The 12,777-nt window shown below is 43.1% G+C and carries 12 protein-coding genes and 1 riboswitch; of the genes, 4 read left to right on the top strand and 8 right to left on the bottom strand.

Features of this window, described 5'->3' with window-relative positions; translation table 11 throughout:
• Window positions 1-59: 59 nt before the first annotated feature.
• The gene (locus tag E4K67_RS09180) at window positions 60-698 is read right to left on the bottom strand and encodes a class I SAM-dependent methyltransferase (protein ID WP_135546120.1); all 639 of its coding nucleotides are present in this window, start codon (window positions 696-698) and stop codon (window positions 60-62) included.
• Window positions 699-1,370: 672 nt separating this feature from the next.
• On the opposite strand from E4K67_RS09180, the gene E4K67_RS09170 reads away from it, so the two are divergent.
• Together E4K67_RS09170 and E4K67_RS09165 are read left to right on the top strand one after the other, a co-directional pair.
• Window positions 1,371-2,168, top strand: coding sequence for a sugar phosphate isomerase/epimerase family protein (locus E4K67_RS09170; RefSeq protein ID WP_135546118.1), 798 nt, complete (start codon window positions 1,371-1,373; stop codon window positions 2,166-2,168).
• 243 nt (window positions 2,169-2,411) lie between these two features.
• Window positions 2,412-3,203: a lipid II flippase Amj family protein gene (locus E4K67_RS09165; protein WP_135546117.1), complete on the top strand. Its 792-nt coding sequence runs from the start codon at window positions 2,412-2,414 to the stop codon at window positions 3,201-3,203.
• A gap of 126 nt (window positions 3,204-3,329) precedes the next feature.
• Here the strand turns inward: E4K67_RS09165 and E4K67_RS09160 are convergent, their stop codons facing one another.
• The 5 genes from E4K67_RS09160 to E4K67_RS09140 form a co-directional block, all read right to left on the bottom strand.
• Complete coding sequence (locus tag E4K67_RS09160; protein ID WP_199242502.1) at window positions 3,330-4,379, bottom strand: DMT family transporter; 1,050 nt, start codon at window positions 4,377-4,379, stop codon at window positions 3,330-3,332.
• Window positions 4,380-4,691: 312 nt separating this feature from the next.
• On the bottom strand, window positions 4,692-5,123 hold the full coding sequence (locus E4K67_RS09155; protein WP_135546115.1) for a class I SAM-dependent methyltransferase: 432 nt from the start codon (window positions 5,121-5,123) through the stop codon (window positions 4,692-4,694).
• A 294-nt stretch (window positions 5,124-5,417) separates the two neighbouring features.
• Window positions 5,418-5,601: riboswitch (cobalamin riboswitch) on the bottom strand.
• A gap of 200 nt (window positions 5,602-5,801) precedes the next feature.
• Window positions 5,802-6,554, bottom strand: coding sequence for an ABC transporter ATP-binding protein (locus E4K67_RS09150; protein ID WP_135546114.1), 753 nt, complete (start codon window positions 6,552-6,554; stop codon window positions 5,802-5,804).
• Window positions 6,551-7,630, bottom strand: a complete 1,080-nt coding sequence (locus tag E4K67_RS09145) for a FecCD family ABC transporter permease (protein ID WP_135546113.1) — start codon at window positions 7,628-7,630, stop codon at window positions 6,551-6,553. The genes E4K67_RS09150 and E4K67_RS09145 overlap by 4 nt, the downstream gene beginning before the upstream one ends.
• A gap of 16 nt (window positions 7,631-7,646) precedes the next feature.
• Window positions 7,647-8,783: an iron ABC transporter substrate-binding protein gene (locus E4K67_RS09140; RefSeq protein ID WP_135546112.1), complete on the bottom strand. Its 1,137-nt coding sequence runs from the start codon at window positions 8,781-8,783 to the stop codon at window positions 7,647-7,649.
• Between the two features lie 377 nt (window positions 8,784-9,160).
• On the opposite strand from E4K67_RS09140, the gene E4K67_RS09135 reads away from it, so the two are divergent.
• Together E4K67_RS09135 and E4K67_RS09130 are read left to right on the top strand one after the other, a co-directional pair.
• Window positions 9,161-9,691 carry an FmdE family protein gene (locus tag E4K67_RS09135; RefSeq protein ID WP_135546111.1) on the top strand — a complete coding sequence of 177 codons (531 nt, stop codon included), beginning with the start codon at window positions 9,161-9,163 and terminating at the stop codon, window positions 9,689-9,691.
• Window positions 9,692-9,694: 3 nt separating this feature from the next.
• Window positions 9,695-10,516 carry a class I SAM-dependent methyltransferase gene (locus E4K67_RS09130; protein WP_135546110.1) on the top strand — a complete coding sequence of 274 codons (822 nt, stop codon included), beginning with the start codon at window positions 9,695-9,697 and terminating at the stop codon, window positions 10,514-10,516.
• 191 nt (window positions 10,517-10,707) lie between these two features.
• Here the strand turns inward: E4K67_RS09130 and E4K67_RS09125 are convergent, their stop codons facing one another.
• Together E4K67_RS09125 and E4K67_RS09120 are read right to left on the bottom strand one after the other, a co-directional pair.
• On the bottom strand, window positions 10,708-11,754 hold the full coding sequence (locus tag E4K67_RS09125) for an XdhC family protein (RefSeq protein WP_135546109.1): 1,047 nt from the start codon (window positions 11,752-11,754) through the stop codon (window positions 10,708-10,710).
• A gap of 46 nt (window positions 11,755-11,800) precedes the next feature.
• Window positions 11,801-12,454, bottom strand: a complete 654-nt coding sequence (locus E4K67_RS09120) for a metal ABC transporter permease (RefSeq protein WP_135546108.1) — start codon at window positions 12,452-12,454, stop codon at window positions 11,801-11,803.
• Between the last annotated feature and the right edge of the window lie 323 nt (window positions 12,455-12,777).

Raw genomic sequence — 12,777 nt, 5'->3', positions numbered from 1 at the left:
ACCTCTTTTGTACATTTTCAGGCAAGAGTACACAGACAATATCAGAGGCTTAACCCAAACTATTTATGCAAAACATAGTATATTGAGCGGAACTTTTCAGGATACTTCTTGATTTCAGCGATTTCGTTCATTTCGTTTCCGAAGAGCGAAACATTTTTTTCTTGTTGAATTAATTCCTCGAGGCAAGCATAATAATCCTTCCACCATACATTTTCATCCAACTCAAAGGCATCGAGCAGTTGTAAATGATATCTTGCAAAAATCCTTTTCTTTTCCGTATCATCCTTTAATTCGTCATGAATGATGAGATATCCCCCGGGTTTTAATAAATTGACCAAAATCGGCAAACCCTTGTCAAAACCGACTACATTGAGCAGGCCTTCCGCTAAAAGGATATCAAAGAAACCGGCAGGCAGATTGGCCTCAAATAAAGAGGCGTGGATGACTTTGATTCTATCGGTATAGTTTAAGGCCGCCACTTTCTCATTTAGCCATTCTAAACTTCCCGAATCAGAATCAACAGCATAAATGCTTCCATTGCCAATATCCAGCAAAGCTAAAGACGGTACGCCGGTCCCGCATCCCATGTCCAGGATAAGGGGATGATCGATTGCCGGAATCATAGAAAACGCTTTGAGCGTGTATTGAATTAAGTTTTTTCGGCAATTGTCTCTTAATTGATTAATACGTAAACTCATCAGTTTTCTCCCTCCTTAACACATCATCTCAATCCCTACGGCGGTAATTTTGATTACCCCTTCTTTAAGAAGCCTGCCGCCGGCTACTTTTATGCTCATTTGTCTATCAGATTACATACTACGAATGTTCGTTCCTTCTCGGATTATGATTGTTCCACCGTCCGGGCAGTGGTAAGCCTGCTTATATGCACCAACCCCTCTAGAATATATTCCGCATATTTCCTTGATTTCCTTCAAATAATACAAAATTCCAGTAACACAAAGCCGGGTATGGCTATCACACCACTGTGCCCAAAGCCCAGAGCAGGCCCATCCGTTTCTTCTTAAATTTACTCTGATGTACGCACTAAGTTCCAGTTGCCAGCCCAACTCTGTTCTTTCCACATGTGAGCATAGGCGCTGCCATTTTTCAACAATTCGTCGTTCTTTCCCGTTTCCTTAACCGCTCCGCGCTCCAGCACAATGATTCGATCCGCATTGCTGATTTTAGGATGTGAATCTTTTGTTATTCACAAAATAACAGCTACAGCCCTAATACCTTTCGAAAGGTCAAGCGGTATGGCTTCCACAAAATCACACTTGTGATAGTTTCTGTAACACTATAGACTAGGTACAAAGCTACTTTCTTTTCTCAATCGTTCATTGAATAGCTGAAATTTAGGAGGCAATTTTATGCAGCATCAATATCCACTGGGGATATTTTCGTGGTTTGGTTTTGTACTTCCTTTTCAAGAACGACTTAGATTAATCAAGGAGGCAGGGTTTGCAGCGACCTCACTATGGTGGGAAGACGAGGACACTCCATGGCAGATCAAGAAGGAAAGTATGCCTCAGTTGGTCAGAGATATTGGTTTAGTATTGGAGAATTTGCATGTCCCTTATAATAACTCTAGTGAGTTATGGTCAGAGTTCAAATCCGTGAGATCCGAATTTATTCATAGACATATCCGCTGGCTTCATGATTGCGCAAACTATCATATACCGATGATGGTCATGCATTTGACAGAAGGCGTCAATCCACCAGCGCCAAATAGCGATGGTGTGAAAAGTTTCAGAGAACTCGTGAGAGTTGCCGAGGAACTCGGAGTAATGATCGCCATCGAAAACACCCGTAGACGGGATAACGTTCCTTATTTACTTTCCGAAATTCCATCGGACCACTTGGGTTTTTGTTTTGATAGTTCTCATCATTGTTTGTCGGACAAACAGGACTTCAGTCTACTTGGAAATTTTGGAGATCGCCTTATAACAACTCATTTGTCAGATAATGACGGACTAGAAGACCGGCATTGGCTTCCTGGACATGGCATTATTGATTGGGTTATGGTGGCCCAACACTTTCCAGCTGGTTTTCGAGGGTGCTTGACGCTGGAGGCCTATCCAATGGCTGGGGAACGTGAGGAGTCTCCTGAGCTCTTTCTTAAAAGAGCGTTTGAAAAAGCAAAATATCTGCGCGACCTATTAGGTTAGAAGACCCCTAATAATGCCTGCATTACGCAAAAGAGTTCTCGTATACTCTTCTTTTGGGCTTAGAAAAACATCCCCTAGGGCACCTTGCTCAATGATGACCCCTTGGCGCATTACATAGATTTTGTCCGCAATTTTTTGAGCTAAGTAATAATCACGGGGCCGGGTCAACACCCGGTCTTTTGATACGTCTGAGCATTTCTATCCCCTATCCAGCATAGCTATATTAAGTATGGGGGTGGGCAAATGCAGTTTAATATAGTCCATCTGCTTTATTTAACGTTTATCATTCACATGATAGATACATTTGCCTACTCCGTACGACTCAATTACATTAAAAGCGGACAATTCGCCTTATCTCTGACCGTTTTCAACTTATTTTATTTAATCTCTCTTATTGCCCATACTATGCAGGCTCCTTTAATTGGAGGTTTGATGGATAGTTCCATTTCTCAAAGTCTTGATCCTCTACCCAGTATCCGCAAGGTCATTTTTGTAGCAACTGCAGGAACATTCTTCGGTATAATCTTAACCCCCACTTTTTTAAATGCCTTTAACAGAGTCGTCAATCGACTGGAACAGACAGGCTCGGTGCCAGCTGTTGTCATCGATGCGTTAAAATTTCGCAGTATCCGAATATTTTTCGAAAGTGTTACTTTACCTTCAAGAAAAATGGTAAATCATCTGCCCTATCATAAAATCCCCGCTAGTTTAATCATTCTCAATGCACTGGTCACTGGAATTTATACCATCGGAGTAATGTCGGCCTATTATGCTACTTTACTGGTTGCCCCTCAGCATCGTCTGGCAGCTTCAGCTTCAGCAGGAATAATAAACACTGCCGCAAACATTATCTTTATGCTTTTTATTGATCCCAAATCATCGATTATTACTGATCAAACTTTGAGGGGAAATCGTCCCTATCCAGAAGTCAAAGCCCTTGTAGTTATGTTAATGAGTGCCAAGCTCATCGGAACCTTAATGGGACAATTGCTCCTTATCCCAGTAGCACAAGCCATTGCGGCTATTTATAAATAATTGCGACTAATCCTCCCTACGGAACAGAAGAGAACACTGTGGACCTAACATTTTCAAACTACGTCCTGTGAATACATAACATAATTTCTCTTGATCATTGGTATGATCCCTCTCTCATTATATCCCCTAATGGTCATGAGCATGGTGCATATCGGGTGTATGTTTGTGTATATGCGCTGTCATATCATGGATATGAACATGATTGTGTTCACTTTCACCTTCGCAATCGTGTGTATGAGTATGGTGATTATCCTTGTGATTGTGCCTGTGCTCGTGAGTTATTTCTTCATGGATATGGGCATGCTTGTGGTATTCAGCCACTGCAAAATATGCACCAATTGTCATGATTAATAAAGAGATCATAAATGACATGGTAATTTGTTGACCAAAAATTATTGCAGATAATAGCACCCCAATAAAAGGTGCTCCTGCGTAATAAGCACTTGTTCTCGCTGCCCCGAGCTCTCTTTGCGCAATAATATAGAAGTATATACTAAGACCATAAGATACAAATCCCAGTGATAAAGCCGTTGATAGATATAAAATATTTGTGCTGTACTGCTTTAACGCAAGTGCAATAACAAGTGACACCACACCAGAGCATAAACCCTTGACTACAACTATTTGTTGAGGGTCTTTCAACGACAACATACGAGTACAGTTATTTTCAAAACCCCAGCAAAGGCAAGCAAGTATAACAAATATTGAGCCAATTGAAAACGAAAAGCTATTTAAATCCTCAACCGATAAAACAATACTTGATAAAGTTATTAGTGAAATTGCAATCCACATACTCTTGCCAATACTCTCTTTAAATATTAATAAGGCGACAAGTGATGTAGCCACAATTTCAAAGTTGCTTAGTAGTGAAGCGTTTGCAGAGGTTGTCATAGTTAGCCCCATCATCAAGCAAACAGGTGCGGCGACATCAAGGATAATCATACCTATGATATACGGCATTTCTTTTTTTGTCATTTTAGCTTCAATCTGTTCTTTTTTACGAACCATCTTTACGATGTTAATGACTAACATTCCGAACCCTGCACCGAGATAAAGTGCTGCTGCCATCAAAGTAGATGGTATTTCTACAAGCAATAACTTAGATACAGGTAAGCTTATTCCAAAAAGTGCAGCCGCCAAGATTGCCATAAATATTGCTGTTGTTTTATTGTTCATAATGTTAACAATCTCTCCCTATATAGTTATGTGAACCACTTCCCTCCCATCTAGTGATAATTGCTTTCAGAGATTCTCTATAGAAGGGATACCAACTAGTGAGGGATGTCCTGCCCTTGCATCGCTACGATATCCTTCAGGGAATCTTCCGCAGAAGTTAACCTGATTGTGTCTGTCACCTATCTCTATGTCAAGGCCTGATTTCAGATCATCATCTGAACCAATTTGCAGGTGTATTTCTCCTTGGGAGATTTGAATACCTCCGCAATCGTCCCATGTTCAATGATTTTCCCCTTATGCATGACGTAAACCCTATCGGCTATTTTTCGCGCCAAGGCTCATGATCGCCGCCGCAAAATCGAACTTCTTTGTCCAGCCCAAGACATCCTGATCCAGATCTACCTCTTCCCAAGGCATTTCCAAGAACTCTACGTTAGTCACCTCTTGCCTTGCGGCATTTTCCCGAGCATAATCCAACATCTTCGGAGAGAAATCCATTGCCGTCACACTTTTGGCGATTATAGAGAACTCAAGGGCGTACTTCCCCGCACCACAGCCGATATCAATCACATCATAACCGGGGCAGAGCATGCCCTTTTCCATGAAAAAATCCACAACATTACTGACAATTTTCTGAGACTTACTAAGGTTGAACTCCTTGGCCCTGAAATCCCAATTCATCCTACTCTCATCAACGGTGCCTCTGTCCTTGCTCCAGAGTCTGTCAAAATACTCAACATCCATTGCTTACATTCCCCCTTCAATATGTATGATCTCTCTAACTCCTAAAAAAAAGAGACAACCCCACATTACTCATCATAAAGACAGTAATGTATCGGTTGTCTCGGACGACGCGTTCTCTTCCACTTTCAAGTCGCATTCACATTTTTGAAAGCAGATCCCGCTTGAACAAGACGTTTACTTTACAGATCAGCTTCCCTCGAGAAACCATTTATCTAAGCTTAAAGAATAAACAAAATAAAGCCCTTCAAACTATGAAGGGCTGACTTAAATAATTCCTGCAACCCATCCATCGTGAGTAAAGCATATGAGTAATCAGGTTTCCTGGCTTGGGTTCTTCGTTTAGTGCCTCCTGCTCAAGTTTCCTCGGTGGATATAGCACAAACGCCCCTTCACAGTGGCGGGACCGCGCCGAATTTGCATCGGCTTCTCTGTTATGATTTCTCAGCTAAGAAAAATCACTTACTCATTTATTTAATTATAAATTAAACTTATCACAGAAAAAAAGCTTGGTCAAGCTCCTTACAACAAATGAGTGATCCCCACTTCCTTATGGAACAGACCTGCTTTAAGACTGCCGTGATTCGTTTTCTTTTTAGCGCTCCAAAAAATCAATTTCTATTTTTGAACCGCTTCTAGTAAATCATTTCATGGCTTTTGCTCTTCTCTTGTCGCTCGTGGTTAAATCGGGATCACAACCATTTGATTCTGTACCCTTTCCACGCTGACTGGAACCCCATACGCCTGAGTGATATTTTCTGCCGTCATCACCTCTGGACCACCGGCCACGAAAACCTTTGTGTCCTGTAGCAATACAAACTTATCTGAGAAACGCAAGGCCAAATTTAGATCATGCATGACAGCAATCACCGCAATATTTTTCTCTTTTGCCGCAGTCCGGATGGTTTCCAACACTTCCATTTGATTTCTCAGATCCAAATTACTAGTTGGCTCGTCCAATAACAGCACCTCGGGTTCCTGGGCCAAGGCCCTAGCAATAACAACCTTTTGCAGTTCTCCCCCGCTCAGTTCATCTAAGTAGCGCAGGGCAAATTTCTCCAGACCTGTTTTTACCAAGATTCCCTGCACTAACGCCAAATCCGTCGCTGTCGCCTCCCACTTGATGTAGGGTTTGCGGCCCAAGAGAACGGCGTCAAAGACGGTCTGGCGGTTGCTTTCGTAGTTTTGCGCGACATAGGCCATTTTAAGGGCTATGGCCAAACGACTAAGCTTAGCCACTTCCTGACCCTCCAGTAAGATACTTCCCTTTTTCGGTGACAATATCTTGTTCAAGGTCTTGAGCAGCGTCGATTTCCCCGCGCCATTGTTGCCCAAAATAGATAGGAACTCTCCCCTTTGTACAGTAAAGCCTATATTTTCTAAGATTGTACGGGAGCTGTATGTGAATTCAAGCCCATTTACTGATAAAATCATCGTAACTTCGACCCCCTTACCAGAAGATAGAGAAAGAGCGGTGCTCCGAGAAAAGAAGTGACTGCCCCAACGGGCAAAACCACAGGCGCAATAATCCGCCGGGACAGAGTATCCGCTGCCAGAAGTAGCAAGGCACCCATCATTCCAGACGCTGGAATAAGAAAACGATTGTCCCCTCCAATCAAGCGTTTGACGAGATGGGGGGCCACGAGACCAATGAAGGCGATGATTCCCAAAAAGGAAACGACGGTGGCTGTGATCAAAGAAGCAAAGAACATCCCCAACTGTCTCGTTTTTTCCACGTTAACTCCGAGCCCCTTGGCGGTTTCTGCTCCACTGTTCAGAGCATTGTAATTCCAACGATTAAACAGGAAAAAGATTAAGGATCCAAAGACTACAATAGACATGATTCCTAATTCACCCCAAGATACCCGTCCGACGTCACCGAACGTCCAAAAGACGACGGCAGCGACATTCACATCATTGGTGAAATACTGCAAGAGCATTATTGCTGCCGAAAAGAGAGAGCCCAAAGCGACCCCAGCTAATACCATCGATTCCGGTGAAACACCCTTATATTGAGCTAGAAAGAGAATGATCAGGGTCGTAACCATGGCTGCTACGAAGGCTGAAATTGTGACAATATAGGGGCTATTGATTAACAGTGCTCCTCCACCTGTACTTGGAGTACTACCTGCCCCCAAGCCAATGATAGCCAGTGCTGCCCCAAAGGCTGCGCCTTGAGCAATACCCAGAGTGCTAGGAGAGGCTAAGGGATTTCTGAGGATATTTTGCATGACTGTACCAGCAACGGCTAACCCCATCCCCGCCACCATGGAGGCTAATACCCGAGGCAGGCGGATGGACCAAATGATAATCTGAGAGTTCCCCTCGGTTTGACCAAGTAGGGTTCGTAACACTTGCCTGGGTGAAAGCTCGGCTGAACCAGCACTGATAGCATATAAGGCAAGCACTGCTGTCATTGCAACCAGACCGAACATAATTAATTTTTTCTTCCAGGTATATCTTAAATAATGGCTTATTCCACCATCCGGCATAGTTTCATCGCGAACCAACTCTAATCACCTCAAATCATTTTCCTAGTTCCAACTTTTTAAAGCCACCATAATCCCGTACCATTTCTGCATACAGGGGTTTCCCTAGAAGAAACTGATAAATTTCATCACTCTTCTTGATCGGATCGATGTCTTGAAACTGTTGCGGAAAGATAATCTTTCCCGCGTAATAGGAATCTGCAAACGCCGTCTCAATATTCGTTGTATAGTTATTATAGGGAATTTGGCTATAAACTTGGCCGTTTTTCACCGCACTCAACGATTGGTAGAAAGCTGGGTTATTTTTAACATCCTCCGTGACTAGCGCATACCCACCGGCATCAAGAAACAGGATATCCGGATCCCAGCTAATGAGTTTCTCCTTGTCAATCAATAAACTCCCACTTTTCCCAGTTTCATCGACAACATTTTTTGCCCCAATGAACACTAGTGGCGGATAGTTAGCCTGAGTGTATTCAATTCCGCGCACTCCTTTCGAACTCACAGCTCCTACATAAACGTTGGCCTTTTCCTCTGTAGGAACGTCCTTCGTTCGCTCTGCCAGATCCTTTTCACATTGTTTGAGATATGCTACCACCTCTTGTGTCCTCGTCTCCTTACCGATGATCGTGCCGATCATACTTAAGGAACGGTATAGATTCTCGTCAAACGACGTGGTTCCACTTGTCACACTGCCATAACTCAAAACGATCACAGGGATGCCAGTCTTGGCTTGGAGTTGATCCGCTTTCGCTTTATCGACGAGAGTGCTAACGAAAATCACATCGGGGTTGACGCCGACCAAGCTCTCCTCGTTCGGCGCAGTATCTGGACCTCCCTGCCCGATACTCGGGAGCTTCTTTAATTCGGGATAAGCTAGCATATAAGATCTTCCCGGTGAAGCTTTTTTCTCAATGTCTTCAATCCCCACCACCATGGAGGCTCCTTCGGCATAGGTCACTAAGCGCAAGGCACCCGGTCCGATCGCCACGACCTTTTGAACTGGGACCGCTAGTTCAACCTCTCTTCCCGCCAGATCTGTAATTTTTTGTTTCTGAACCTTAGCCACTGTTGGAACTGTTCCCGAGTCCTTCGGGGATGCACTCCCTCCACAGCCCGATAGAAGCAGCGTAGGCATAAGCAGGGCCAACATTAACGATAAAAGCTTCTTCATCTAACCTCTCACTCCTTAATTTTCGAAAAAAATAGACCATGAAGCTGACTTCTGTAGTGAAGCCAGACCTCCATGGTCTAATTTTTTCTTATTTATATTAATAGTGGTATTCTGCAAAAATTCAGAAATTCCTGCTTTTCACTAACTTCTTTTTGATTAGTTTCACCCGTTATTCTCCTAATGCATAGGGATTCGGGGTTAATTTATTGATTTTAACCTAAGCTAAGCAGGAATTCATGAGATAGTCTAGAATACTAAGCTTAATCATAACCTGCAGGACCACGAAGGTGTTTGCATAGACCATGGAGGTCTGACCTTGATAGTCAGTTTTCTGCGGTCTTTTTTGGTTTCTTCTAAAACGAAAGGGGATTAATCGTATGTGTAAGGAAAAAACGTTGTGGGAAAAATCAGTGGAATTTCATGGGCATGAATGTCCCGGACTTGCGATCGGCTATAAAGCCTGTGAGGCGGCGATTACCAAAATGGGCTTACGATTTTCTGTCGATGAAGAAGTCATATGTGTCACCGAAAATGATGCCTGCGGCGTCGATGCTGTTCAGGTCATCACGGGCTGTACCTTTGGCAAAGGGAACCTTCTCTATAAAGGCACTGGCAAAATGGCTTTCAGCTTTTATAATAAGTCCAATGGCGAAAGCCTGAGAATGATACTAAAGCCCTTAAACGGAGAAATGGACCGTCAGCAACGGCAGGACTACCTACTGAACTCACCTGTCGATGAACTCTTTAATTTCTCGAAGCCGACGTTTGTGTTGCCCGAAAAGGCAAAACTATTTACGACAATCGTTTGTGAACTATGTGGGGAAGGTGCTCCAGAACATAAGATGCGAATTAATGACGGAAAAAAGGTATGCTTAGACTGCTTCAAAGACTATTCGAGAGGATGGTAGGGCATGGACATACAGTACTTCACCCGTCTTTGGCGCGAGGGAAAGGGTGCCAAAGTATCCGTCCAGTCGTTTTGGAACAACAGAGCGGAAGAGTTTAATAAGTTAGTTACTCAAGGTAGGCCTGATGAGCGCATTCGCAAGATCGTTGAATTTTTGTCAGATAACGGCCTTCTCTCCAAGGATTGTAGCGTCCTAGACATAGGTTGCGGTCCAGGACGCTTTGCCGTTGAATTCGCTAAGCAGTCAACCGATGTTACCGGCTTAGATATATCCGACAAAATGTTAGACTATGCTGTGAGGAATGCCGAAGCTGTCAACCTCACCAATACCACATTTATAAACTTGAACTGGGATGATGTCAATCTTGAAGACTACGGCTGGAATAAGCGGTTTGACTTGGTTACCGCGATCAACAGCCCAGGAATCCATGATCGAATCACCTTAGAGAAGATGATCGCGGCCAGCAAGGGATACTGCTTTCTGTCCAATTTTGTCGATCGGATCGACTCTGTTCAGGACATTCTTCGCACGGAAATTCTGAAGCTTGAAGAGGTCAGATTTTACAGCAATACGATTTACAGTATTTTCAACATCCTTTGGCTAACTGGCTACTATCCCAGTATTACCTATGTCGATACGGATCGTGAAACTGTCCGAACGGTCGAAGAAGCGTGTGTTTATTATGGTACGCTCTTCGAAACGGAGAATTGCCCCAGAGATGAGAAGAACGATTTAATAAGACACTACCTTGAAGAGATCTCTGTCAATGGACATGTTATGGAGAAAGTTCAGACGAAAACTGCCTGGATTTATTGGAAAGTTTGATCTCAGCTAGAATACATGACACTCTCATTTCTGGGCAATAAAAAGACCATAGAGTTTGACTCCAATGAGTTAAACCTCTATGGTCTTTGCAAACACCGTCATGTACTTGCTTTACAATATTTTCCGGCAAATTTTAATAGTCTACGCTCTTTCGCGAATTCCGTGGTAAATAGTTCTTCTTTTTAAATAAATTATTTAGCTCTTCTAACAGAAATGATCTCGGCTAGTATGCTTATCGCGATTTCTGACGGAGTTTGAGCGCCAATAGCTAAACCTATTGGCGCCTTTAAACGTGCTAGATTTTGCGCAGTGTACCCTTCCTCTTGCAAGTGTTTGACAATAGTGGCTACTTTTTTTGTACTGCCGAGCATACCCACATATTTAGCTGAAAAATTGAGAACATCTTTCAGACAATTTTCATCTGTTCGGTGACTCCAGGTCACAATGACTACATAGGTATCCCCATTGGGCCGATAATTTGTAATACCTGTCTCGAAATCGCTACAAATAACTGCATGAGCCCCGGGGAAAAACTCTGGCAATGCATAGACCGCACGATCATCAATAACAGTTACTTGAAAATCAAGCGGTTTTGCATAATAAGCAATTTCTCTGGCAACATGGCCCGCTCCTAAAATTAATAACCTCGTTGTTTTTAAGACAGGTTCTACCAACCAGCTTGATTCCTCGCTTATTTCTAGAACGTCTGCTTGCATGGATGAGAAAATATTTACTAGTTTCTCCGCAGAAAGCTCCAATCCTGTTTGAGGCAACCCCCATAGAACATTGCCCTTTGTATCGAAAATACTCTTAGTATATGGAGGAACCAAAGAAGTAACCATCACGACATCTTTTTCGCTCATCTGTAGATTCAGAACAAATTGCCAAAAACCCTTTCCCTGAATGGGCTCCAATAGAATCTCCATGTTAGCCCCACAAACTGATAATTTAGACATACCGGTCTCCTGATTAATCACGATACGATGTACTTCACCTCGACCTTGACCCAGACCCTGACCTTCATTGTCAACCGTCATCAGTGCCAATGCTCTTGTAAAGATAAGATTCTCTGCCGTTCCGCCTCCAATAGTTCCTATTGCCGGGCCATTTCCCATGATCAACATGTGAGTACCCCGCTCACGGGGAGTAGAGCCCTCCGTGCGAATAATCGTAGCAAGAACCGCCTTTTCTTCCGTATCTTGTAGATTGCAAATGGCCTGTATCATTGTTTCATCCAAGAAAAGCACCTCTATTTCTCATGTTAATTGACCAAGATGTTGACCCTTATGGAACAGACCTGCTTAAAGCTGCCGTGATTCGTTTTCTTTTTAGCGTACAATATAGTGAATGTACTACATAGGAAAACAGATAGCCTATGACCGATATAATCACGATAGAGGCTCCTGAGGCGATGTTCGCTTGATAAGACACCCAGAGGCCAGAAATACAAAAAGCATTTCCCCAAATAATCGCATGAATCATTCTTGATTTAAGGCTTGAAGCAAGTATTCCCGCAACTGCCGCAGCTGCCGTCAGTAGCGCTAGGACTAGAATGATTCCTACTACACGTATTAATACTACCACCGTCATTGCAATAAGTAAAAGAAGCAAATACTCAAGAAAAGCAGTGTTTATTCCCATTATGGCAACAAATTCCTCGTCAAACAGATAAGCCTTCCAGTAGTTGAAAAGCATAATAACCACAAGCATCACAAGCAAGGTCAAACCTAACATTAAATAAATATCTGCCCTAGTGACAGACAAAATGCTGCCGAAAAGGTAGGAAGACATATCGGGAGGATACCCAGGCATTAAAGCTACAAAAAGGATGCCTAAAGCCATTCCTAACGACCAAAATAAGCCAATCACCACATCCGAACGCGCGCCGCCCTTTCTTTTGATATACCCTATAACCAGTGCAGCGCAGGTGACAAACAAAAAAACCGATTTGTTTTAGTCAACATTTTTCAGGGCATATGCTCAATAATTTTCTGAAATCCAACGACTATAACTCCTTTCCCCAAAAAGCCATGAAACTGACTCCATTGAGTCAGTTTCATGGCTTTTGTTCACGTCATATGCTGATCCTCCTGAACGTTGAACCATTTCTGTCGGTATGGTAACCGATAAAGGTGATGCGAGGATTGCCAAACCGTTCTCTTACTACCTCCACCAAATGCTGAGCGCAAAGCCCAGGCTCCTGATCCCGGCAGTGCACAGTTTTTATTGTATTATGGTTCTCCTATAATAATAATCGATCG

This window comes from Desulfosporosinus fructosivorans (assembly GCF_004766045.1).
Taxonomy (GTDB): Bacteria; Bacillota; Desulfitobacteriia; order Desulfitobacteriales; family Desulfitobacteriaceae; genus Desulfosporosinus; species Desulfosporosinus fructosivorans.
This window is presented reverse-complemented; position numbering and strand designations above follow the sequence as displayed.